Source organism: Pseudomonas capeferrum (genome assembly GCF_013523055.1).
Lineage (GTDB): Bacteria > Pseudomonadota > Gammaproteobacteria > Pseudomonadales > Pseudomonadaceae > Aquipseudomonas > Aquipseudomonas capeferrum_A.
Window position 1 is genome coordinate 189306 of record NZ_JAAMQM010000010.1, and the last position, 22756, is coordinate 212061.

The 22756-nt window shown below is 62.8% G+C and carries 19 protein-coding genes and 2 pseudogenes; 15 read left to right on the forward strand and 6 right to left on the reverse strand.

Translation table 11 applies throughout. The features are described 5' to 3' along the window. Nucleotides 1–6 precede the first annotated feature (6 nt). Nucleotides 7–1326 (reverse strand): Na+/H+ antiporter family protein, encoded by a 1320-nt coding sequence (locus tag G7009_RS13500; RefSeq protein WP_181130566.1) that lies wholly within the window; start codon nt 1324–1326, stop codon nt 7–9. Between the two features lie 583 nt (nt 1327–1909). On the opposite strand from G7009_RS13500, the pseudogene G7009_RS28230 reads away from it, so the two are divergent. The 6 genes and pseudogenes from G7009_RS28230 to G7009_RS13525 all read left to right on the forward strand — a co-directional run. Further along, nucleotides 1910–2878 (forward strand): annotated as a pseudogene (locus G7009_RS28230) (PDC sensor domain-containing protein); the annotation flags it as partial. A gap of 102 nt (nt 2879–2980) precedes the next feature. Beyond that, nucleotides 2981–3736: a methyl-accepting chemotaxis protein gene (locus tag G7009_RS28235; protein ID WP_375139557.1), complete on the forward strand. Its 756-nt coding sequence runs from the start codon at nt 2981–2983 to the stop codon at nt 3734–3736. A 128-nt stretch (nt 3737–3864) separates the two neighbouring features. Continuing rightward, a complete protein-coding gene (locus G7009_RS13510) occupies nt 3865–4881 on the forward strand; it encodes an ABC transporter substrate-binding protein (RefSeq protein WP_181130568.1) in 1017 nt (338 codons plus the stop codon). Then, complete coding sequence (locus G7009_RS13515; RefSeq protein WP_181130569.1) at nt 4878–5726, forward strand: ABC transporter permease; 849 nt, start codon at nt 4878–4880, stop codon at nt 5724–5726. The genes G7009_RS13510 and G7009_RS13515 overlap by 4 nt, the downstream gene beginning before the upstream one ends. Nucleotides 5727–6151: 425 nt before the next feature. Then, the gene (locus tag G7009_RS13520) at nt 6152–7189 is read left to right on the forward strand and encodes an NADP(H)-dependent aldo-keto reductase (protein ID WP_181130570.1); all 1038 of its coding nucleotides are present in this window, start codon (nt 6152–6154) and stop codon (nt 7187–7189) included. A 64-nt stretch (nt 7190–7253) separates the two neighbouring features. After that, complete coding sequence (locus G7009_RS13525; RefSeq protein ID WP_181130571.1) at nt 7254–8528, forward strand: MFS transporter; 1275 nt, start codon at nt 7254–7256, stop codon at nt 8526–8528. 38 nt (nt 8529–8566) lie between these two features. On the opposite strand, the gene G7009_RS13530 is transcribed toward G7009_RS13525, so the two are convergent. After that, a complete protein-coding gene (locus G7009_RS13530; protein ID WP_181130572.1) occupies nt 8567–9316 on the reverse strand; it encodes a FadR/GntR family transcriptional regulator in 750 nt (249 codons plus the stop codon). Nucleotides 9317–9524: 208 nt separating this feature from the next. On the opposite strand from G7009_RS13530, the gene G7009_RS13535 reads away from it, so the two are divergent. Continuing rightward, entirely contained in the window at nt 9525–9854 is a 330-nt protein-coding gene (locus G7009_RS13535) for a hypothetical protein (protein WP_181130573.1), read from the forward strand. 164 nt (nt 9855–10018) lie between these two features. On the opposite strand, the gene G7009_RS13540 is transcribed toward G7009_RS13535, so the two are convergent. Continuing rightward, entirely contained in the window at nt 10019–11233 is a 1215-nt protein-coding gene (locus G7009_RS13540; protein WP_181130574.1) for a YeeE/YedE family protein, read from the reverse strand. Between the two features lie 298 nt (nt 11234–11531). Between G7009_RS13540 and G7009_RS13545 the strand changes: the two genes are divergently transcribed. Then, nucleotides 11532–12368 (forward strand): bifunctional allantoicase/(S)-ureidoglycine aminohydrolase, encoded by an 837-nt coding sequence (locus G7009_RS13545; RefSeq protein ID WP_181130575.1) that lies wholly within the window; start codon nt 11532–11534, stop codon nt 12366–12368. Nucleotides 12369–12422: 54 nt separating this feature from the next. Here the strand turns inward: G7009_RS13545 and sodC are convergent, their stop codons facing one another. Beyond that, nucleotides 12423–12938 (reverse strand): superoxide dismutase family protein, encoded by a 516-nt coding sequence (gene sodC, locus G7009_RS13550; protein ID WP_181130576.1) that lies wholly within the window; start codon nt 12936–12938, stop codon nt 12423–12425. Between the two features lie 190 nt (nt 12939–13128). Here sodC and G7009_RS13555 point away from each other — a divergent pair. The 5 genes and pseudogenes from G7009_RS13555 to G7009_RS13575 form a co-directional block, all read left to right on the forward strand. Then, nucleotides 13129–13392, forward strand: a pseudogene (locus tag G7009_RS13555) (SDR family oxidoreductase); the annotation flags it as partial. Between the two features lie 154 nt (nt 13393–13546). Then, nucleotides 13547–14404, forward strand: coding sequence for an SDR family oxidoreductase (locus tag G7009_RS13560; RefSeq protein ID WP_181130578.1), 858 nt, complete (start codon nt 13547–13549; stop codon nt 14402–14404). 317 nt (nt 14405–14721) lie between these two features. Further along, the gene (locus G7009_RS13565; protein ID WP_181130579.1) at nt 14722–15741 is read left to right on the forward strand and encodes a branched-chain amino acid aminotransferase; all 1020 of its coding nucleotides are present in this window, start codon (nt 14722–14724) and stop codon (nt 15739–15741) included. A gap of 161 nt (nt 15742–15902) precedes the next feature. Next, nucleotides 15903–16583, forward strand: a complete 681-nt coding sequence (locus G7009_RS13570; protein ID WP_181130580.1) for a response regulator transcription factor — start codon at nt 15903–15905, stop codon at nt 16581–16583. After that, entirely contained in the window at nt 16561–17949 is a 1389-nt protein-coding gene (locus G7009_RS13575) for a sensor histidine kinase (protein ID WP_181130581.1), read from the forward strand. The genes G7009_RS13570 and G7009_RS13575 overlap by 23 nt, the downstream gene beginning before the upstream one ends. Nucleotides 17950–18201: 252 nt before the next feature. Here G7009_RS13575 and cysS read toward each other — a convergent pair whose 3' ends face one another. Together cysS and G7009_RS13585 are read right to left on the reverse strand one after the other, a co-directional pair. Next, complete coding sequence (gene cysS, locus G7009_RS13580; RefSeq protein ID WP_181130582.1) at nt 18202–19584, reverse strand: cysteine--tRNA ligase; 1383 nt, start codon at nt 19582–19584, stop codon at nt 18202–18204. A 9-nt stretch (nt 19585–19593) separates the two neighbouring features. Continuing rightward, nucleotides 19594–21297 carry a glutamine--tRNA ligase/YqeY domain fusion protein gene (locus G7009_RS13585; protein WP_181130583.1) on the reverse strand — a complete coding sequence of 568 codons (1704 nt, stop codon included), beginning with the start codon at nt 21295–21297 and terminating at the stop codon, nt 19594–19596. A gap of 238 nt (nt 21298–21535) precedes the next feature. On the opposite strand from G7009_RS13585, the gene G7009_RS13590 reads away from it, so the two are divergent. Beyond that, nucleotides 21536–22036: a peptidylprolyl isomerase gene (locus tag G7009_RS13590; protein ID WP_181130584.1), complete on the forward strand. Its 501-nt coding sequence runs from the start codon at nt 21536–21538 to the stop codon at nt 22034–22036. Continuing rightward, the gene (locus G7009_RS13595; protein ID WP_181130585.1) at nt 22033–22755 is read left to right on the forward strand and encodes a UDP-2,3-diacylglucosamine diphosphatase; all 723 of its coding nucleotides are present in this window, start codon (nt 22033–22035) and stop codon (nt 22753–22755) included. The genes G7009_RS13590 and G7009_RS13595 overlap by 4 nt, the downstream gene beginning before the upstream one ends. Nucleotide 22756: the final 1 nt, after the last annotated feature.

Genomic DNA, 22756 nt, shown 5'->3' on the forward strand with positions numbered 1-22756 from the left:
GCACGCTCAGAGCACCATTGCCGCCACCCAGCCGAAAACCAGCAGGGGCAGGTTGTAGTGGATGAAGGTCGGCACCACAGTGTCCCAGATATGATGGTGCTGGCCATCGACGTTGAGGCCGGAAGTCGGCCCGAGAGTCGAGTCCGACGCCGGCGAGCCTGCGTCACCCAAGGCCCCCGCGGTACCGACGATGCAGACGGTAGCCAGGGGATCGAAGCCTAGCTGCACGCACAGGGGCACGAAGATCGCGGCCAGGATCGGCACCGTCGAAAAGGACGAGCCGATGCCCATGGTCACCAGCAACCCGACCAGCAACATAAGCAAGGCGCCGACACCCTTGCTGTGGTCGATCCACTGCGCCGATGTCTCCACCAGGCTCTTCACTTCCCCCGTCGCCTTCATCACTTCGGCGAAGCCCGAGGCGGCGATCATGATGAAGCCGATCATGGCCATCATCTTCATGCCTTCGGTGAAGAGGCTGTCGGTGTCCTTCCAGCGCACGATGCCCGAAAGCGAGAAGATCAGGAAGCCGACCATGGCTCCGATGATCATCGAGTCCAGCCACAGCTGGATGACGAATGCCGCGGCAATGGCAACGCCGGCCACCACCAGGGTCAGCGGGTTGTAGCTGACCGCGACCTGCTCGACCTGCTCGATGCGAGCGAGGTCATAGACGCGTTTCTTGCGGTAGCTGATGGACACGGCCACCAGCATGCCGACCAGCATCCCCGCCGCCGGGATGGCCATGGCCTGGGTCACGTTGACGCCGCTTACATCGACACCCGCCCGGCTGACGTTGGCCAGCAGGATCTCGTTGAGAAAGATGTTGCCGAACCCCACGGGCAGGAACATGTAGGGCGTGATCAGGCCGAAGGTGATCACGCAGGCCACCAGCCGCCGGTCGATGCTCAGACGGGTCAAGACATACAGCAACGGTGGCACCAGCAGCGGGATGAAGGCGATGTGGATCGGCAGGATGTTCTGCGAGGACACCGCCACCACCAGCATCAGGCCGATCAGTAGCCACTTGATCTTGCCGCCTTCGTCATGGCCCTGGTGATCGATCATCGCCAGGGCACGATCAGCCAAGGCATGGGCCAGCCCGGACTTGGCGATGGCCACCGCGAAGGCGCCGAGCAAGGCATAGGACAGCGCCACGGTGGCGCCGCCGCCCAGGCCGCCGTTGAACGCCTTGAGCGTACCCTCGATGCCGAGGCCGCCGAACAGCCCCCCGGCCAGGGCGCCGATGATCAGGGCGATGACTACATGCACGCGGGACAGGCTCAGGACGAGCATGATGCCCACCGCGGCAATGACTGCATTCATGGTGCGGGTTACCTCTTTAAACCAGACAAAAAGCGAGTGTTTCGGCCATGGATAGCCCATGGGCTAGGGGCCGAACGAGGGGATGTTTTCAGAAGGGCGCACACTCTGAAGCACTGGCGAAGAGATGTCAAAACAGACTATGTCGATGCTTGCCGTAGGATAATTCGCCAATCCCTTTTCTGGATCGATCGTTCGAATAAAGAACCCGGCCGGGCCGCCGACACAGGTAATAGCCTCCGATTTCTCGCTCAAGGAACACGTCATGTTGCGCCGCCAACTTTCCATCCAGTGGAAGATCACCCTGCTGGCCGGCCTGTGCCTGGCCGGGATCGTCACTCTGCTCGTCGGTCTGTCGCTGTACCGCATGGATCACAGCTCCGACCTGGTCAAGGCCAGCAGCATGCAGATGCTCAACGAGGCCGCGCAGGCGCGGATCGCCTCGCAGGGCGAGGCCCAGGCCCTGAACATCCGCCGTCAGTTCATGGACGCCTACCAGTACGGCAGCGGCTTCGCCCGTCAGGTGCTGTTCCTGCGCGAACAGGCCGAAAAGCGCTTCCTCGACGCCTATGACCTGCGCGAGGACATGACCCGCCAGGTGCGCGGTGCGTTGCAGGCCAACCCCGACCTGCTCGGCCTGTCGCTGGTATTCGAACCTGGCGCGCTGGATGGCAAGGACAGCCTGTTTGCCAACGAGCAGGCGCTGGGCAGCAATGAGCAGGGGCGTTTCTCGCTGTACTGGTCGCAACCCACCCCTGGCCAGTTGACCTCCCTGACGCTCCCCGAGCAGGACCTGACCGACACTCGGGTCGGTCCGAGCGGCGAGCCCGCCAATACCTGGTTCGTCTGCCCACGCACTACCCGCCAGGTCTGCGTGGTCGAGCCCTACTTCTACGAGATCAAGGGCCAGCAGGTCCTGATGACCAGCATCGTCTTCCCGCTGATCGTTGCGGACAAAGTGATCGGTGCCTTGTCGGTGGACATCAATCTCCACAGTCTGCAGGCTTTGAGCCAGGCCGCGAGCAGCAGCCTCTACGAAGGTCGCACCCGCGTCGGGATCCTCAGCCCGGCGGGCCTGCTGGCCGGCTACAGCGCCGACGCGAGCCAGCTGGCCAAGCGTATCGATCAGGTCGATCCGGCCCAGGGGGCCGAGCTGGTACGCCTGCTCTCGGACCCCAAGCTCTTGCATATCCTGCACCATGAGGAGCGTCTGAAAGTCCTCGCCTCGTTTCCGCCCATTCCCGGTGGCAAGCCCTGGGGCGTGCTGCTGGACGTGCCGGAAAGCGTGCTCGTCGGGCCGGCACGCGCCCTGCAGAAGGAACTCGACCAGCTCAACACCAGCGGCACCCTGCTCGAGCTGGGCCTGGGCCTGCTGGCGGCCGTGCTCGGGCTGTTGCTTGTCTGGCTCATGGCTCGTGGCGTCACCCGCCCCATCCTCGGGGTCGCCAACATGCTCAAGGACATCGCCAGCGGCGAAGGCGACCTGACCCGTCGATTGCACTATGACAAGCGCGACGAGCTGGGAGAGTTGGCTGGCTGGTTCAACCGCTTCCTCGACAAGCTGCAACCAACCATCGCCGAGGTGAAGCGTTCGGTCCAGGCCGCTCGCGACACCGCGGACCAATCTTCGGCCATCGCCACCGAGACCAGCGCCGGGATGGAGCAGCAATACCGGCAGGTCGATCAGGTCGCCACCGCTTCCCACGAGATGAGTGCCACCGCGCAGGACGTTGCCCGTAGCGCCGCCCAGGCGGCCCACGCCGCCCGCGAGGCCGACCAGGCGACCCGCGATGGCCTGGCGGTGATCGACCAGACCACCGACAGCATCGACACCCTTGCCACCGACATGAGCGCCGCGATGCGACAGGTCGAAGGCCTGGCGCAGAACAGCGAGAAGATCGGCTCGGTGCTGGAGGTGATCCGTTCGATCGCCGAACAGACCAACCTGCTGGCTCTCAACGCCGCCATCGAGGCCGCTCGCGCCGGCGAGGCCGGTCGTGGCTTCGCCGTCGTCGCCGACGAGGTGCGCAACCTGGCTCGACGCACGCAGGAATCGGTGGAGGAAACCCGTCAGGTCATCGAAGCCCTGCAGGCCGGGACCCGCGAAGTGGTCGGTGCGATGGACAGCAGTCATCGCCAGGCCCAGGGCGGCGTCGAACAGGTCGGCCAGGCGGTCAGCGCACTGCAACGCATCGGCCAGGCGGTGACGGTGATCAGCGACATGAACCTGCAGATCGCCAGCGCCGCCGAGGAGCAGAGTGCCGTGGCCGAGGAGATCAACAAGAACGTCGCGACCATCCGCGATGTCACCGAATCCCTGTCCGGCCAGGCCAATGAATCGGCGCGAGTCAGCCAGTCGCTGAACAGCCTGGCCAACCAGCAGCAGGGCCTGATGGACCAGTTCAGGGTCTGATGGCTCCACCAGGCGGCAGGAGGCCGCCTGGAAGCCGCGTGCCAGGCCCTGGTCGCCTGTGTGGCCACTGGGGCCGGGTCGTCTACACTTGGTCAGACTTCCGGACCAGGCAATGGACGAGACCTCCCATGAAACGACTCAGCATGCTCATGGCCGGCTTGATGCTGGCGATCAGTCTTGCCAGCAACGCCATCACCGCAAGCGCCGATACCCGTCCGCCCATCCGTTTCGGCGACATTACCTGGGAGAGCGGCGCCTTCACCACCGAAATCCTGCGACGCATCGTCGAGAAAGGCTACGGCTACCCTACCGAAACTTTGCCAGGCAGCACCGTCAGCATGGAGGTGGCCCTGGCACGCAACGACCTGCAGGTGATCGCCGAGGAATGGGCCGGTCGCAGCCCGGCATGGAACAAGGCCGAGCAGGCCGGCCAGGTGTTCGCCCTGGGCGATATCGTCAAGAACGCCGAGGAAGGCTGGTGGATCCCCGCCTACGTGGTCAAGGGCGACCCGGCGCGCAACCTGGCGCCTCTTGCCCCGGAACTGCGCAGCGTCGCTGACCTCAAGCGCTACCCTCAGGTGTTCCGCGATCCGGAATCCCCCGACAAGGGCCGTTTCCTCAACAGCCCCAGTGGCTGGACGTCGGAAACCGTCAACAGCCAGAAACTCAAGGCGTACGGCCTGGACACCTTGTACAGCAACTTTCGTAGCGGCTCCGGAGCGGCGCTGGATGCCGAGATCAACTCGTCGATCCGGCGTGGCCAACCGGTGCTTTTCTACTACTGGAGCCCGACGCCGCTGATGGGCCGCCACGAGCTGATCCGCCTGGAGGAACCCGCCTACGACGCCGCGGCCTGGGCGACCTTGACGGACCCGAAGAACCCTGCCCCGCGCGGCAGTCGCTCGCTGCCCGCCAAGCTGTCCATCGGCGTCTCGGCGGCCTTTCACGAGGCGTATCCGGAACTCGTGGCCTTTTTCGAAAAGGTCGACCTGCCCATCGACTTGCTGAACAAGGCCCTGGCGCGCATGAGCGAGACCCGCCAGCCGCCCGAGGCCGCCGCGCATGCCTTCCTGCGTGACAACCCTGACGTCTGGAAACCTTGGCTCCCCGACGAAGTCGCCCGCAAGGTCGAGGCCAGCCTGTGAACGGAGGTTTTCCCGAAGCCTTGCAGTTTTCCTTCGCCGAGCGCGTCAATCGGCTGGTGGACTGGCTGGTTCTGAATTATGGCGATCAATTGCGCGCCTTGTCCGATTCGCTGCTGCAGTTGCTGGTCGGACTGGAAAACATCCTGCGGCTGATCCCCTGGTGGCTGCTGTTGCTGATGGTCGGCCTGCTGGCCTGGCACGCCACTCGCAACCTGCCGCGCGCCGTGCTGCTTGGTGGCCTGTTGATGCTCATCGGGATGCTCGGCCTGTGGGACAAGCTGCTGCAGACCCTGGCGCTGGTATTGGTCAGTACCGGACTGTGCGTCCTGATCGGCGTGCCGCTGGGCATCCTGCTGGCCAGCAAGCCGACGGCCAGGCGCCTGCTGCTGCCGGTGCTGGACGTGATGCAGACCTTGCCCGCCTTCGTCTACCTGATCCCTGTACTGATGCTGTTCGGGCTGGGCAAGGTACCGGCGGTATTCGCTACCCTCATCTACGCCCTGCCGCCCCTGGTGCGCCTGACCGAGCTGGGCCTGAGCCAGATCGATCCGTCGCTGCTCAAGGCCGCTCGCGGACTGGGCGCCAATCGCTGGCAGAGGTTGCGGCGCATTGCCCTGCCGATCGCCTTGCCGAGCATCATGGCCGGCCTCAACCAGTCGGTGATGATGGCGCTGTCGATGGTGGTGGTCGCCTCGATGATCGGCGCGCGCGGCCTGGGCGAGGATGTCCTGGCCGGAATCCAGACCCTGAACGTCGGCCAGGGCGTCGAGGCAGGCCTGGCCATCGTGGCTCTGGCCATGGTCATCGACCGGATCAGCCAGGCCTATGGCCAACTGAAGCGATAGCGACGTACGGGGCCGATCGCGTGACAGGCCTTGCCCTGACGCACAGGCATCGGTACAGACTGTATTGAGCCTTCAGTGACACTGCTGGCCTATCGCGGGACAAGCCCGCTCGCCAGCGGTGCGTGATATGCCCTGTGGCGAGCGGGCTTGTCCCGCGATAGGCCAGCAGTGTCACAGGAATTCCAGAAGCCGAAGGCTAAGCGCCAGCTTTTGAACCGACAGCTTCCCCTTGGCTGACTGGCATTCAGCCTCACGCCCTGCCCTGCTTGCTCTATCCATGCGGACTAGACGGGCTGGTCTGTGGCAAGCTGACAACCATTCCGGGAAAACCGTGTCGAACCCCAGTACCCGCACTATCGCCAGCCTCGTCACGAATGCCATCAGTACGCCCGGTATTCAACCCGCCACTTCATCGGAGTTCATTCATGCAGCGACGCACGTTAGGCCGCACCGACTTGCAGGTCAGTGCCATTGCCCTCGGCACCATGACCTGGGGCGAGCAGAACACCCAGGCAGAAGCTTTCGAACAGATCCGATTGGCCAAGGATGCCGGGGTCAACTTCATCGACACCGCAGAGATGTACCCGGTACCGCCCAATGGCGAGACCTATGGCAGCACCGAGACCATCATTGGCAATTATTTCCGGCAGTTCGGCGATCGCGGCGATTGGGTCCTGGCCAGCAAGGTGGTAGGCCCGGGCCGCATGGCGCATATCCGCGACGGCAATCCGCGCCTGAACCGGAACAACATCGTGGCGGCGCTCGATGCCAGCCTCGCGCGGTTGCAGACCGACTACCTGGACCTGTACCAACTGCATTGGCCTGATCGCAAGACCAACTTCTTCGGCGAGCTGGGTTTCACCTACGACCCGGACGATGAGTTCGTCGCTATCGAAGAGACCCTCGAAGTTCTCGATGACCTGGTCAAGGCAGGCAAGGTTCGGCATATCGGCCTGTCCAACGAGACGCCCTGGGGCACCGCGCAGTTCCTGCATCTTGCGCAGACGCGCGGTTGGCCACGCGCGGTATCCATCCAGAATCCCTACAGCCTGCTCAATCGCACCTTCGAGATCGGTCTGGCGGAGATCGCCCTGCGCGAGCAGATCGGCCTGCTGGCCTACTCGCCCCTGGCCTTTGGCGTGCTGAGCGGCAAGTACCTGAACGGCGCGCGTCCGGCCAAGGGCCGCCTGACGCTGTTCGATCGCTTCCAACGCTACAACAACCCGCAGGTGGAGATCGCCGCCCAAGGCTACGTGGATCTGGCGCGTCGGCACGGCCTGGATCCGGCGCAGATGGCATTGGCCTTCGTCACTTCGCGACCGTTCGTGACCAGCAACATCATCGGGGCAACCACCCTGGAGCAGCTGCGCAGCAACCTGGACAGCATCGAGCTGAACCTGGACGCACAGCTGCTTGAAGCGCTGGAAGCCATCCATCTGCGCCAGCCCAACCCCGCGCCTTGATACCCTGTGCGGGCAGTCGACCGATGGCATCGGTCCTTGCCCGCGACCGACTGTGAGTTCATACGTGTCCAGCTCAACCCCTGCTGTCTCAAGCACCGTCTACCGCCAGCCCGGCTTCCTGGCTTTCCTGTTCTCCCGGGTAGCGGCCGTCGGTGCCATGCAGATCCAGGCTGTCGTTGTCGCCTGGCAAGTCTACGACATGACCCGCGACCCACTGTCGCTGGCTTATGTCGGCCTGGCCCAGTTCATCCCCATGGTGTTGCTGCTGATGCCGGCCGGCGATCTCATCGACCGCTATGACCGCAAGCGGATCCTGGCCTTGAGCTGGGCACTGCAAGCGGGGTGCAGTGGTGCGCTGGCGTGGCTGTCGATCAGCGACGCACAGAGCCCCCACGCCATCTATGCGGTGCTGGCCTTGTTCGGCTGCGGACGTGCCTTCACCGGGCCTGCCTTGCAGAGCCTGCTACCGCAGGTGGTACCGCGCGAGCAACTGGCCGCCGCGATTGCCGCCAACAGCATGATCATGCGGGGGGCAACCATCCTCGGGCCGTTGCTGGGTGGGGGGCTCTATGCCCTGGGCGGCGGTGGCCTCACCTATGGCTTGTGCCTGGGTTGTTTCGTGCTTGGCCTGTTCCTGCTCCGGCGAGTCCAGGTCAAGTATGCCGAGCAGCGCAAGCCGGTCGAAGGCACAGCCTGGAGCCGTTTCACGGCGGGCATTGCCTTCATCCGCTCGCGGCCGATCATCCTCGGCACCATTTCGCTTGACCTGTTCGCGGTCCTGCTCGGGGGCGTGGTCGCGCTGTTGCCGATCTATGCCCAGGACGTGCTGCATGTCGGCCCGGAGGGGCTTGGCGCACTGCGCAGTGCCGTGGCAATCGGTGAACTGTCGATCGGCTTCTACCTGAGCCTGCGCCCGTTCGATCGCAATGTCGGCATGACCATGTTCGGCGCTGTCGCCGTCTTCGGCCTGGCCAACCTGGTGTTCTCGTTGTCCAGCCTGTTCTGGCTGTCGTTCCTGGCGCTGGCCGTGGCCGGAGCGGCGGACATGGTCAGCGTGTACATCCGTTCCACCCTGGTGCAGTTCTCGACGCCCGATGCCATGCGTGGTCGGGTCAACGCGGTGAACATGCTGTTCATCGGCTCATCCAACGAGCTGGGCGAGTTTCGCGCTGGCAGCATGGCCGCGGCTTTCGGCGTGGTCGGCGCGGCCGTGGCGGGAAGCCTGTGCACATTGGCCGTGGTCGGGGGATGGATGGTCGGTTTCAAGCAGTTGCGCAAGGTCAATCACTTTGCCGATGCATTACCGGAAGCCCCGCGTAGCGAACAGCCCGGACGGTAAGCGCAGGTGCAGGCACGGCGGGCCATGCGCCCGCCCGTTCACGGCTCTTGAGCCTGGGCCTGCTCATGCGCCTGGCGCAACCGTTCGCGGCTGTTGCTCAGGTGCAGGCGCATGGCCATCTTCGCGCCCTCGCTGTCATGCCGGGCGATCGCCTCGTAGATCGCTTCATGCTCATGGATGAGCCGACTCATGTAGTGGGCCTGATCGGCATGCGCCAGACGCGCCGAATTGAGACGAGTCCGCGGGATGATGCTGGTGCCCAGGTGATTGATGATGTCGGCAAAGTAATGATTGCCGCTGGACTGGGCAATCTGCAGGTGAAACTGGAAGTCCGCCGACACCGCGTCCGAGGCATGGGCGGCCCCTTCGTTGAGCTCGTCCAGGGCCCTGCGCATGGCGGCGAGCTGTTCGGTACTGCGGCGTTCTGCGGCGAGCCCGGCCGATTCGACCTCCAGGGCGATGCGCAATTCCAGGACCGCCAGCACTTCACGCAGGGTCACGATGGTGGCCGGGTCGACCCTGAAGCCACTTGAAGACGGCGCGTCCAGTACGAATGTACCGATGCCGTGTCGTGTCTCCACCTGGCCGGATGCCTGAAGGCGAGAGATGGCTTCGCGTACCACGGTACGGCTGACGCCTTCCTCGACCATGATCTGCGATTCTGTCGGTAACTTGTCGCCACGCTTGAGTCGGCCGCTGCGTATGCGTTCGGTCAGTACCGTGACCAGCTCTTGCGCGAGGCTGCGCGGCTTGCGGCGGGCTCGTGCCTGTACCTGCTGCTCTGTCATTCAGGGTGTCATTTCATTGAGGATGGACGGGCATCATCATAACTCAATCAGTTGTACGATCACATACACCCTTCATGGCTTTTCCATATCCATCTCAAAGGACCGTCCAGGGCCAACCCTGAGCCTGGGGTCTGAAGGCAAATTGCTGGCCCCCTGCTCTGTAAAGCGAAGGCAAAATTCCAATCTTTCAGAAGCTTAGGTAAACAACATGCGGGCTTTTCTAATATCGGTCGCCGCTTGCCTGATGACCCTGGTCATGAGCACCGTGCAGGCAAGGACGTTGAGCACGAATGATCGACAGGTCTGTGGTTGGGGGGCTCAGATCGCCGCCGAGGCGCAACGCTCCAAGCTTTCGGGGGTAAGCCTGTATACGGCCAGGAAGCGGTTGCAAAACCGCAAGTTTCCCAAGCCCTGGATGCGCATGACAGCATTCGGGATCGTCGAACAGACCTACACCAGCCCTTCACGGCTCCAGCCTGCCGCCATCCGACAGGTCTATAACGAACAATGCGTCGCGCATGCTGTTGCCAGGAGATAATCCTATCTGAATCAATAGGTTATAAAGGAATCATGATGCTTGAAAGCATAAGTCAGGATTTCTCGTAAATACGTATTTTTAAACAAATTCAATGTGTTATGAAAGAAATCTAAAGATTTTATTAAGACACGAGCGCTGCATTTGCCGCGCTCGGAAGCAGGAAATCAGCAGCCACTCAAGCGCTCGGGACGTCGTTCGCCGTCAAAGAACACGGGACGCAGACGCACGCCGAGCAGGTTGCCTGTGTAGGCCGCCACCAACCAGAGCCAGCCATGCATGCTGCCCGAAGCGATCCCGCTGAAGTACGCGCCGATATTGCAGCCGTAGGCCAGTCGCGAACCGTAGCCCAGCATCAGCCCTCCGATCACCGCCGCCAGCAGCGAGCGCAAGGGAATGTTCAGGCTCGGCGCGAAGCGGCCCGCGAGGCCGGCGGCAAGCAAGGCGCCGAGGACGATACCGATATCCATGACCGTGGTGACGTCCTGCCAGAGCGGAGCGGCCAGAGCCTTGGCGTTGCCGGGCATTTGCCAGAACGCCCAGCTGCCGACATCAACGCCCAGCGCGCCGAGGGTTTTGGCGCCCCACAAGGCGAATGCGGAAGTGATCCCCCATGGCCGCCCTGCCAGCGCCAAGGTGGCATAGTTCAGCAGTGCCAGGGCAAGCGCGCCCCACACCAACGGCCAAGGACCACGCAGGAATCGGCCCAAGCCCCGATGCGCGCTGGCTAGCGGCGCCTCGAGTCGTCCATGACGGCGCGTCTCCAGCTTCACCGTAATCCAGGCGATCAGGCCGAAGACCGCCAGGCTTGCCAGCAAGGCCGGGACGACACCCCAGGCCTGGACGATCGAAGTGGCCGGGAACGATGGCAACGCAAACCACCAGTCGGCATGCTGGGTCGCCGCGACCGAACCGATGATGAAGAACAGCAAGGTGACCAGCATGCGCGCATTGCCGCCGCCTACGGTGAACAGAGTGCCTGACGCGCAGCCGCCGCCCAGTTGCATGCCGATGCCGAAGATGAAGGCACCGAAGACCACCGAAACCCCGGCTGGGGCGACCAGTCCCGTCACCGGATTGCCGAACAGCGTGCCAGCGGATAACGCTGGGAAGAACAGCAGCACGGCGACGGCCAACATCACCATCTGCGCCCGTAGACCGGCACCCCGGCGTTCCTTGATGAAGACCCGCCAGGCGGACGTGAAGCCAAAGGCGGCATGATAGAGCGTCAGTCCCAGCGCTGTGCCGACGATCAACAGCAAGACCTGCCTGAAGCCGGCAGTGATATTGAGAAACCAGGCGCCCACCAGCAGCAGCGCAAGAGCGAGCAGCGGCACGCCCAGGCGTCGCGGCTCGGATGTAGCAGTAACGGAAAGACCCATCGGATTACTCGGATACAGTGATACGGGCGACGATTATAACGCCAGTGTCGGTGGACTTTGCAGCACCGTGTCTACAGCCCGCTGGTGTACAGGGATGACACATGGGTCCTGAGGCATCTTCACAGCGATCCAAAGGATTCGCACACCCAGATGCTGCATTCACTAATCGAATAATGGGTATTTCAACATTTAATTTGTGGATGCCTGCTTCGGAACCCTATTCTGTCGATCAATCCCCACCGTCGTATCCTTCGATACGCTTGTGGCACGGGGATACAACAACAAGTCGAGATCGTCCATGTCGAAACCTCCTTACTACGCCCCCCATGGCGGGCATCCGGCGCAGACCGAACTGCTCACGGATCGCGCCATGTTCACCGAAGCCTATGCCATCATCCCCAAGGGCGTGATGCGTGACATCGTCACCAGCCACCTGCCGTTCTGGGACAAGATGCGCATGTGGGTCATCGCCCGGCCGCTGACCGGTTTCGCCGAAACCTTCTCCCAGTACATCGTCGAGGTTGCGCCAGAGGGCGGCAGCGAGCGTCCTGAGCTGGACCCGAATGCCGAAGGCGTGCTGTTCGTGGTCGAGGGGGAAGTCGATATCACCCTGCAGGGCAAGCATCACACCTTGACCGCGGGTGGCTATGCCTTCATCCCGCCAGGCGCCGACTGGAGTCTGCGCAACAACAGCCGGGCAAATGTCACCTTCCATTGGCTGCGCAAGCACTACCAGAAAGTCGAAGGCCTTCCTTTGCCGGAAGCGTTCGTCACCAACGAGAAAGATATCGAGCCGATCGCCATGCCGGGCACCGAGGGTCGTTGGGTGACCACGCGCTTCGTTGACATGGCCGACATGCGTCACGACATGCACGTGAACATCGTCACCTTCCAGCCGGGCGGCGTGATTCCGTTCGCCGAGACCCATGTGATGGAACATGGCCTGTACGTACTGGAAGGCAAGGCGGTGTATCGCTTGAACCAGGACTGGGTCGAGGTCGAGGCCGGCGATTTCATGTGGCTGCGCGCGTTCTGCCCGCAGGCTTGCTACGCCGGTGGCCCAGGGCCGTTCCGCTACCTGCTGTACAAGGACGTCAACCGCCATGTGCACTTGACGCTGAATCCCCAGCGCTGACAGCAGGGTGTGCCTCGGTCGGCCTCGCTGCGAGACCGACCGAAGGGCAATGCCTTACTTCACCACGCCACACGCCATGCGACCACCGCCACCCCCGAGCTTCTCGGGGTGATCGCTGTGGTTGTCGCCGCCTACATGCACCATCAAGGCATGGCCCTTGAAATCCGATGCCTTCAGACGCGGAGCCAGTACCGGGTAGATAGCCTTGCCATCGGCGCCGACATACAGCGCCGGCAGGTCGCCACGGTGCCCGCTGTCGTCATAAGGCCCCTTGTGGGCGTTGGTCGAATCCGGGTCCCAGTGACCGCCCGCCGCGCCGGCCGGGACGGTCTTGCCGTTATCCTGGGCAGCATCGCAGGAAGGATTCTGGTGCAGGTGGAAACCATGAATACCCGGCGGCAGGTCCTTGAGGTCCGGAGTCAGCAGTGCACCGGACTTGTTCTGCTCGATACTGATGGTGCCGATCGACTTGCCCTGGCCATCCGGGCCGGCCAACTTGATGTCGACCGTCTCGGCGGCCTGAGCGAATCCTGCGGCGGCCAGTAATGCGGTCATTAGCACTGCTTTCATCTTGTCTCTCCATTGAAATTGCGGTCGGGCATCGAGTCCCAGTGCAACGCCACTGCTCCACGCCCCAATCTGGGACCACCGTGGCGGCATTCGATTCCACCCATTAACAGCCTGACATACTTTCCGACCGAGGCGGAACCTCGCGCGCCCTTCCGCTTTCTACCTTGCAGACACTCTGAGGATATGCGCCATGTTGGACCAGGCTACCGGCATGCAACCGGGAAGACGTTATACCGTGGACAATCAGGAGCGTGCCTGGCAATTCTCCGGTTTCTTCGAGGATGGCAAGTATTACCTGGGCCCGGATCTCGCCCTGCCGATAGGCTGGCTGGAAGGCACACGCTTCTACTACGACGACGTCGATCCGGATGATCAGCCGCTTTTCCCTGACCGTCTGGCCGGCACCATCGAGGGGCTGACCCTGACCCTCTTCGACGGCACGCGGCTGAAGCTGGAAGCGGAATGACAGCGCGTCCGAGACATACACCTTGAGGGGTTATAACCGTTAACCGTTCGTCGCCTTCGTTGCGATCGGATTCAACGCGGCAGGCTCGATAGCTTCACACATAGGGAGAGTTGATTTCTATCCTGTGACAGGAGCATTTGCGATGCGTAAATATCCCATCCCCCCGTTCCCTCGCCAGCCCCAGGAAGTCCCCGGCGACCAGTTCAAGATGGACCCGAAACCTGATTGTGGCGAGCAAACCTATGTGGGTCACGGTCGCATGACCGGGAAGATCGCGCTGATCACCGGTGGTGACAGCGGCATCGGCCGCGCGGTGGCGATCGCCTTTGCTCGCGAGGGTGCCGATGTAGCCATTTCCTACCTCGACGAACATGAAGACGCTCAGGATACCGCGCGCCTGGTCGAGGAAGCAGGTCGGCAATGCTTGCTGATACCTGGCGACCTGGTCGACAAGGCACATTGCGAAGACGTGGTCGCGAAAACTGTAGAACGCTTCGGCCGCATCGACACCCTGGTCAACAACGCGGCTTTCCAGATGAGCCACGAGACCCTCGAGGAAATCTCCGACGAAGAATGGGTGCGCACCTTCGACACCAACATCACGGCCATCTTCCGTATCTGCAAGGCTGCCCTGCCCTCGATGGCGCCGGGCAGTTCGATCATCAATACCAGCTCGGTCAACTCCGATTCGCCAACCCCGACCCTGCTGCCGTACGCGACCACCAAAGGCGCGATCGCCAACTTCAGTGCGGGACTCGCGCAGATGCTTGGGCCGAAGGGCATCCGCGTCAACAGCGTGGCGCCAGGACCGATCTGGACACCGTTGATCGTGGCGACCATGCCGGAGGACACAGTCCGTGATTTCGGTTCCCAGACGCCATTGGGGCGCCCGGGCCAGCCGGTGGAGGTCTCGCCGATCTACGTGCTGCTCGCGTCGGACGAAGGCAGCTACATTACCGGGAGCCGGTATGGGGTCACGGGCGGCAAGCCGATCCTGTAAGGATGACCGCCGCGTTGCTGGGCGAGACCGCGCTATAGGCGATTCCACCGCGCTTGCGCAGGATTGGAATCTTTCATGACCAAGCAAAGCCCTTGGCCTCGCTTGGTCATGAAGAAACTCGACCAACGCGCTGGACGGGCAGACATTCGGGTTAGCACCCGACGTCAGGTCGAGTGAAGCTCATCCCTCGCCAGGCCGTGACTTGGCCGCAATTCGTGACTGGGCATTTCGGATCCGCAGCGGATGTATTATCGTGGCAGCGTGCGCAAATGAAAGCGGCCTGAGCCATCAGGCATCTGCCAGACAATGAGGGTGTCATGAGTAACGAGAGCATTAACTGGGACAAGCTGGGCTTCGACTATATCAAGACCGACAAGCGCTTCCTTTCCTACTGGCGCAATGGCGAGTGGGATCAGGGCACCCTGACCGAAGACAACCAGCTGCACATCAGCGAAGGTTCCACCGCGCTGCATTATGGCCAGCAATGCTTCGAGGGCCTGAAGGCCTACCGCTGTAAGGACGGTTCGATCAACCTGTTCCGTCCCGACCAGAACGCCCAGCGCATGCAGCGCAGCTGCGCTCGCCTGCTGATGCCGCATGTGCCGACCGAGGTGTTCGTCGAGGCCTGCAAGCAGGTGGTCAAGGCCAACGAGCGCTTCATTCCCCCGCATGGCAAGGGTGCGCTGTACCTGCGTCCCTTCGTCATCGGCGTCGGTGACAACATCGGCGTGCGCACCGCGCCCGAGTTCATCTTCTCGATCTTCGCCATCCCGGTCGGCTCGTACTTCAAGGGCGGCATGAAGCCGCACAACTTCCAGATCTCCAGCTTCGACCGCGCCGCTCCGCAGGGTACCGGTGCAGCCAAGGTCGGCGGCAACTACGCAGCCAGCCTGATGCCAGGCTCGGAAGCCAAGAAGGCCGACTTCGCCGACGCCATCTACCTGGATCCGATGACCCATACCAAGATCGAGGAAGTCGGTTCGGCCAACTTCTTCGGCATCACCGCCAACAACGAATTCATCACGCCCAAGTCGGCGTCCGTCCTGCCGGGCATCACCCGCCTGTCGCTGATGGAACTGGCCGAATCGCGCCTGGGCCTGAAAGTGATCGAGGGCGACGTGCTGATCAGCGAGCTGGACCGCTTCATTGAGGCCGGCGCCTGCGGTACCGCGGCGGTGATCACGCCGATCGGTGGTATCCAGTACGCTGGCAAGCTGCATATCTTCCATGACCTGGAAAAGGTCGGCCCCGTGACCCAGAAGCTGTACAACGAGCTGACCGGTATTCAGAGCGGCGACGTCGAGGCTCCGGCGGGCTGGATCGTCAAGGTCGACTGATCGCGTCCTGCCCTCCATCGCGGGGCACGCCGGCTTCCAGGATCATCCGCCTGGGAGTCGTCGTGCCCCGCGATGCATTCGGGGCAGATGAATTTTTCTTAAACCGCTGACTGTCTAATCTTTGGCACAATCGACTCTCCATTCGCCGCCCAGGTATCAGCATGCCCCGCGTACTGACCATCGAAGATGACGCTGTCACTGCCCAGGAAATCGTCGCCGAATTGTCCACCCATGGCCTGGACGTGGAGTGGGCCGCCAACGGTCGCGATGGGCTGGCCAAGGCCATCGCGGGCGGTTACGACCTCATCACCCTGGACCGCATGCTGCCGGAAGTCGATGGTCTGACCATCGTCACTACCTTGCGCACGCTCAAGATCACCACGCCGATCCTGATGATCAGTGCATTGTCGGATGTGGACGAGCGGGTACGCGGCCTGCGCGCCGGAGGCGATGACTACCTGACCAAGCCATTCGCATCGGACGAGATGGCCGCGCGAGTCGAGGTGCTGCTGCGCCGCAACAGCGTCCCGATGACCCAGACCCGGCTGTCGGTCGCCGACCTGGAACTGGACCTGATCAGCCATGAGGCCCGACGCGGCGACCAGACCCTCAACCTGCTCCCCACCGAGTACAAGCTGCTCGAATACCTGATGCGCCATGCGGGCCAGGTGATCACGCGGATGATGATCTTCGAGGAAGTGTGGGGCTATCACTTCGACCCGGGCACCAATCTGATCGATGTGCATATCGGTCGATTGCGCAAGAAGATCGACGCGCCAGGCCAGACACCGCTGATTCGCACCGTGCGGGGCTCGGGCTATGCCATTGCCGAACCCGTCTAAAGGCTGGAGCTCCTCGACCAGCCGACTGCTGGCCCTGTACAGCTTTCTTTTCGTGGCCTGGAGCAGCATTCTCATGGGGGTCCTGTATTTCGAGGTCTCCAGTTACCTGAACAAGCTGACACGACATTCGATGCTCCAGCGTCAGCACCTGTTCGCTCACATGAGCGGCAAGCAGCTCGAAGACGCGCTGATCGCCAGCCAGGCCTTCGAGGAGCGCAGTTTCGATGCCTATGGCCTGTTCGACGCACAATTCAATCCGCTTGGCGGGCGTATTCGGCAGATTCCGCGGGCGCTCAGCCTGGACGGCAAGGTCCAAGAACTCGAAAACTGTCTCGCTGCGGATGACCCGCACCTGCCCCGTCACAGCTGTGATGCCGTGGCGATCAAGGTCAAGGATGGTCGCTGGCTGGTGCTGGTGCGCGACAACGGCTCACTCTTCGTCGTCACGCGCATCATCCTGCATGCCTTGCTCTGGGGCATCTCGCTGACACTGATACCAGGCTTTGCCGGCTGGTATTTCCTGCGCCGTCGGCCGCTCAAGCGGATCCGCGCGGTACAGGCCAGCGCCGAGCTGATCGTCGCCGGCGACCTCACCCACCGCCTGCCGCTATCCACGCGACGCGACGAGCTGGACATGCTGGCGGCCATCGTCAATGCCATGCTCGATCGCATCGAGCGCCTGATGCATGAGGTCAAGGGGGTCTGCGACAACATCGCTCATGACCTGCGAACCCCTTTGACCCGCTTGCGCGCCCAGCTCTATCGCATCCGTCAGCAGAGCGGCGACGCTTCGCCCGAAGCAACGGCGCTGGACCAGGCGATCGAAGAGACCGATACCCTGATGGCACGTTTTCGCGGATTGCTGCGCATCAGCGAACTGGAAGACCGTCGGCGCCGCGCGGGTTTCATCGAGCTCGATCCGCTGGCGCTACTGGTCGAACTGCATGATTTCTATCTGCCGTTGGCCGAAGACGGCGAAATTCACTTGCGACTGGAGCGACCGGCGCAGTTGCCGGCGTTGCACGGGGACCGCGAACTGCTGTTCGAAGCCTTGGCCAACCTGGTCGGCAATGCCATCAAGTTCACGCCGAGCGGCGGGAAGGTGCGGATCCACGCCTATAAGGACACCTTGGGTGTACACATCGCCGTGGAAGACAGCGGGCCGGGGATACCGGAGACAGAACGCGACGCGGTGCTCAAACGCTTCTACCGCAGTGAGGAAGGCCACCGCCACCCAGGGTTCGGGCTGGGCTTGTCAATCGTTGCGGCGATCGTCGATCTGCATGGGTTTGGGTTGGAGGTTGGGGCCAGTGAGCTGGGCGGGGCTAGGTTGGTGTTGCATTGCCCTGGAGCAGTAAGGGGGTAGTGGCGGATGTTCGGCCAACCTTGGATTCGCTGGCGCATGGGGGCGTGAGGAACACATAGCCTTTGATTTTTTGGCATTCCTGGGATCGAGTGCCGCTTGCGCGACGCATCGCGGGGCAAGCTCGCTCACCACCGCTAGCATGGTGCAGGAAGACAGGCACCAGTGGTGAGCGGGCTTGCCCCGCGATGCGCCACACAAGCGGCGCTCGATCTTAAGGACGCCGCACGCTGCCATGCAGCATGCAGCCCGTCGTCAGTCGGCCAGACGCCAGGTCGTCCCGCCCTTGCCATCCTCCAGCACCACCCCCATGGCGGTAATCTGGTCGCGGATACGGTCGGATTCGGCCCAGTTCTTGTCCGCGCGCGCTTGCAGGCGCGCCTGAATCAGCGCCTCCACCTCGGCGGCATCGACCTTGCCCTGCGCGCCAGCCTGCAGGAACTCGTCGGCATCCAGCTGCAGCACGCCCAGCACATCGCCCAGCTCGCGCAAACGCGCGGCAAGACCGGCGGCCACGTCCGGCTCGGTTTCGCGCAGACGGTTGATTTCGCGAACCATCTCGAACAGCACGGCACAAGCTTCGGGCGTACCGAAGTCGTCATTCATCGCCACGCTGAAGCGCTCGACGTAGGCCTCGCCCCCCTTGGCCTCCACGCGCGGCAGACCGCGCAAGGCATGATAGAAGCGCTCCAGGGCACCCTTGGCATCGCGCAGGCTGTCCTCGGAATAGTTGATGGCGCTGCGGTAGTGGCTGCCCACCAGCAGATAGCGCACCACCTCGGGGTGATACTTGTCGAGCACGTCGCGAATGGTGAAGAAGTTGTTCAAGGACTTGGACATCTTCTCGCCATTGATCCGGATCATCCCGCAATGCATCCACGCGTTGGCGTACGGCTTGCCCGTGGCGGCCTCGCTCTGGGCGATCTCGTTCTCGTGGTGCGGGAACTCCAGGTCGCTACCACCGCCATGGATATCGAAGCTTTCCCCCAGGCAGCAGGTGGACATGACCGAGCATTCGATGTGCCATCCCGGACGACCCGGGCCCCATGGCGACTCCCAACTCGGCTCGCCCGGCTTGGCGCCCTTCCAGAGCACGAAGTCCAGCGGATCCTGCTTGGCCTCCTCGACCTCGATCCGCGCGCCGATGCGCAAGTCTTCGATCTTGCGTCGCGACAGCTTGCCGTAGCCGACGAACTTGCCGACCCGGTAATACACGTCGCCATTGCCAGGAGCATAGGCGTAACCCTTGTCGATCAGGGTCTGGATCATCGCGTGCATGCCGGGAATATGGTCGGTGGCACGCGGTTCCTGGTCAGGCGGCAGGATGTTCAGGCGTCGCTCGTCTTCGTGCATGGCATCGATCATGCGCGCGGTCAGGGCCTCGAAGGCCTCGCCGTTTTCGTTGGCGCGGTTGATGATCTTGTCATCGATGTCGGTGATGTTGCGCACGTAGGTCAGGTCGTAGCCGCTGTAGCGCAGCCAGCGCGTGACCAGGTCGAAGGCCACCATGCTGCGGCCATGGCCCAGGTGGCAGTAGTCGTACACGGTCATGCCGCAGACGTACATGCGCACCTTGTTGCCATCCAGGGGTGTGAAGACTTCCTTGGTCTTGCTCAGGGTGTTGTAGATGTTAAGCACGGGATTTCCTTAGCTGCCCCACGAATCGCGCAGGGTCACGGTGCGGTTGAACACCGGGCGACCTGGCTGGCTGTCCTTCAGGTCGGCGCAGAAATAGCCTTCGCGCTCGAACTGGAAGCGGTCCTCGGGCTGGGCCTGGCCCAGTGAAGGCTCGGCGCGACAACCGCGCAGCACCTGCAGCGATTCGGCGTTGATGTTGTCCAGGAAGCTGCCGCCCTCTTCGGTTTTCTCCGGGTTGGCCGAGCGGAACAGGCGGTCGTACAGACGCACTTCGCACTCGATGCTGCCTTCGACCGGTACCCAGTGGATCACGCCCTTGACCTTGCGACCCTCGGGGTTCTTGCCCAGGGTCTCGGTGTCATAGGTGCAGCGCAGCTCGACGACATTGCCGTCAGCGTCCTTGATCGCCTCGTCGGCGCGGATCACGTAGCTGCCGCGCAGACGCACCTCGCCGTTGGGCTCCAGGCGCTTGTAGCCCTTGGGCGGCTCTTCCATGAAATCGTCGCGGTCGATATAGATCTCCCGGGCGAAAGGCAGCACGCGCACGCCCATGTCTTCTTTAGGGTGACGCGGCAGTTCCAGCTGCTCGACCTGATCTTGCGGGTAGTTGGTGATCACTACCTTGAGCGGGCGCAGGACACACATGGCGCGTGGCGCGGTGCGGTCGAGGTCGTCGCGGATGCTGAACTCGAGCATCGACATGTCGACCACGCCATCGGAACGGTTGGTACCGATCATCTCGCAGAAGTTGCGGATCGATGCCGGGGTGTAGCCACGGCGACGGAAGCCCGACAGCGTGGACATGCGCGGATCGTCCCAGCCACTGACGTGCTGCTCGTCCACCAGCTGCTTGAGCTTGCGCTTGCTGGTGATGGTGTAGTTCAGGTTCAGGCGGCTGAACTCGTACTGGCGCGGCTTGGCCGGTACCGGCAGGTTGTCGAGGAACCATTCGTAGAGCGGGCGATGCCCTTCGAACTCGAGGGTGCAGATCGAATGGGTGATGCCTTCGATCGCATCCGACTGCCCGTGGGTGAAGTCGTAGTTGGGGTAGATGCACCACTTGTCACCGGTCTGGTGGTGGTGGGCATGGCGGATGCGATAGAGGATCGGGTCGCGCAGGTTCATGTTCGGCGAAGCCATGTCGATCCTGGCCCGCAGGACGCGCTCGCCATCCTGGAACTCGCCCGCTTTCATGCGCGCGAAGAGGTCGAGGTTGTCCTCGACACTGCGTTCGCGGAACGGGCTGTCCTTGCCAGGCTCGGTCAGGCTGCCGCGGTAGGCCTTGGCCTGCTCCGGGGTCAGGTCGCAGACATAGGCCTTGCCGCGCTTGATCAGCTCCACCGCCCAGTCGTGCAGCTGGTCGAAGTATTCCGAGGCGTAGCGCACCGGGCCCGCCCACTCGAAGCCCAGCCATTTGACATCGCTCTGGATGGCGTCGATGTACTCCTGATCTTCCTTGGCCGGATTGGTGTCATCGAATCGCAGATGGCAGGCGCCGCCGAATTCCTGGGCCAGGCCGAAGTTCACACAGATCGACTTGGCGTGGCCGATGTGCAGGTAACCGTTGGGTTCCGGCGGGAATCGGGTGACGATACTGCTGTGCTTGCCCGCGTCCAGATCGGCCTGGATGATCGGCCGCAAGAAGTTCACAGGGACCGCAGGCGCGCCTTTGGCAGCGGCATTGGGAGCGTTGTCGGCAGTGGGCTTGCTCATTCTGTTCCTTGGATACTGGTGAACGGCCTGGGTAGGCCGACTGAATCAAAGCGCTTATCATAGCCGAAGCGGTCAAGCTGCCGACAGTCGGGCGCCGACAAACTGGCGCGTTTTATCGCCGCGTCGGCATCATCGAGGTCGTGCGACCTGTGTCGCGAACGCCGCCAGGTGCGTCAGGTGGATGTATGCGCATCTGCGCACCCCTTTTTTCCAAATGCCTTGAAAGAGCGAACCCAGCATGTCCAAAGTCAAACTGAGCACCAACCACGGCGACATCGTCCTGCAACTGGACACCGAGAAGGCCCCCCAGACCGTCGCGAACTTCGTTCAGTACGTCAAGGAAGGTCACTTCGACAACACCGTGTTCCACCGTGTGATCAAGGGCTTCATGATCCAGGGCGGCGGTTTCGAGCCAGGCATGAGCCAGAAGAAAACCCGCGCCAGCATCCAGAACGAAGCCGACAACGGCTTGAAGAACACCAAGTACTCCATCGCCATGGCCCGTACCATGGAGCCGCATTCGGCTTCGGCGCAGTTCTTCATCAACGCCTCGGACAACGATTTCCTCAATCACAGCGGCAAGAACGTTCAGGGCTGGGGTTACGCGGTGTTCGGCGAAGTGACCGAAGGTCGTGAAGTGGTCGACGCCATCGAAAAGGTCGCCACCGGTTCCAAGGCTGGCCACCAGGACGTGCCGAAGGACGATGTGATCATCGAGAAAGCCGAGATCATTGAGTGATCCTGCTGATCTCCGATCTGCATTTGCAAGAAGAGCGCCCGGACATTACCCGGGCGTTTCTGGATCTGCTCGACGGGCGCGCCCGGCACGCCAAGGCGCTGTACATCCTCGGGGATTTCTTCGAGGCCTGGATCGGCGACGACGCCATGACGCCGTTCCAGCGGTCGATCTGCCAAGCCCTGCGCGCCCTGAGCGACAGCGGCACGGCGATCTATCTGATGCATGGCAACCGCGACTTCCTGATCGGCAAGGCGTTCTGCGAAGCGGCAGGCTGCACGCTGCTGGCGGACCCGAGCGTCGTCGAGCTGGGCGGCGAACCCGTGCTGCTGATGCATGGCGACAGCCTGTGCACCCGCGACCTGGCCTACATGAAGCTGCGCCGCTACCTGCGCAACCCGCTGAGCCTGTGGATCCTGCGGCATCTGCCGCTGCGCACGCGGCAGAAGCTGGCGCGCAAGCTGCGCAGTGAAAGCCGTACGCAGACGCGAATGAAGACGACCGAGATCGTGGATGTCACCCCGCACGAGGTGCCCCAGGTGATGTCGGCCATGGGCGTGCGCACGCTGGTCCATGGCCACACGCACCGCCCGGCGATCCACAAGCTGATGGTCGATGGCCAGCCCGCGCGGCGCATCGTCCTCGGCGACTGGGACCGTCAGGGCTGGGCCTTGCAGGTAGACGCTCAAGGCTTCCAGCTGGCCGCGTTCAACTTCGCCTGAC

Excerpts from the sequence above, each read along its gene's own strand:
- G7009_RS13500 (WP_181130566.1), bottom strand. The coding sequence starts at position 1,326 with ATGAATGCAGTCATTGCCGCGGTGGGCATCATGCTCGTCCTGAGCCTG.
- G7009_RS13575 (WP_181130581.1), top strand. The coding sequence starts at position 16,561 with ATGCCATTGCCGAACCCGTCTAAAGGCTGGAGCTCCTCGACCAGCCGA.
- G7009_RS13540 (WP_181130574.1), bottom strand. The coding sequence starts at position 11,233 with ATGGGTCTTTCCGTTACTGCTACATCCGAGCCGCGACGCCTGGGCGTG.
- G7009_RS13570 (WP_181130580.1), top strand. The coding sequence starts at position 15,903 with ATGCCCCGCGTACTGACCATCGAAGATGACGCTGTCACTGCCCAGGAA.
- G7009_RS13520 (WP_181130570.1), top strand. The coding sequence starts at position 6,152 with ATGCAGCGACGCACGTTAGGCCGCACCGACTTGCAGGTCAGTGCCATT.
- G7009_RS28235 (WP_375139557.1), top strand. The coding sequence starts at position 2,981 with ATGGAGCAGCAATACCGGCAGGTCGATCAGGTCGCCACCGCTTCCCAC.
- G7009_RS13535 (WP_181130573.1), top strand. The coding sequence starts at position 9,525 with ATGCGGGCTTTTCTAATATCGGTCGCCGCTTGCCTGATGACCCTGGTC.
- G7009_RS13530 (WP_181130572.1), bottom strand. The coding sequence starts at position 9,316 with ATGACAGAGCAGCAGGTACAGGCACGAGCCCGCCGCAAGCCGCGCAGC.
- G7009_RS13510 (WP_181130568.1), top strand. The coding sequence starts at position 3,865 with ATGAAACGACTCAGCATGCTCATGGCCGGCTTGATGCTGGCGATCAGT.
- G7009_RS13560 (WP_181130578.1), top strand. The coding sequence starts at position 13,547 with ATGCGTAAATATCCCATCCCCCCGTTCCCTCGCCAGCCCCAGGAAGTC.
- G7009_RS13590 (WP_181130584.1), top strand. The coding sequence starts at position 21,536 with ATGTCCAAAGTCAAACTGAGCACCAACCACGGCGACATCGTCCTGCAA.
- G7009_RS13565 (WP_181130579.1), top strand. The coding sequence starts at position 14,722 with ATGAGTAACGAGAGCATTAACTGGGACAAGCTGGGCTTCGACTATATC.
- G7009_RS13585 (WP_181130583.1), bottom strand. The coding sequence starts at position 21,297 with ATGAGCAAGCCCACTGCCGACAACGCTCCCAATGCCGCTGCCAAAGGC.
- sodC (WP_181130576.1), bottom strand. The coding sequence starts at position 12,938 with ATGAAAGCAGTGCTAATGACCGCATTACTGGCCGCCGCAGGATTCGCT.
- G7009_RS13545 (WP_181130575.1), top strand. The coding sequence starts at position 11,532 with ATGTCGAAACCTCCTTACTACGCCCCCCATGGCGGGCATCCGGCGCAG.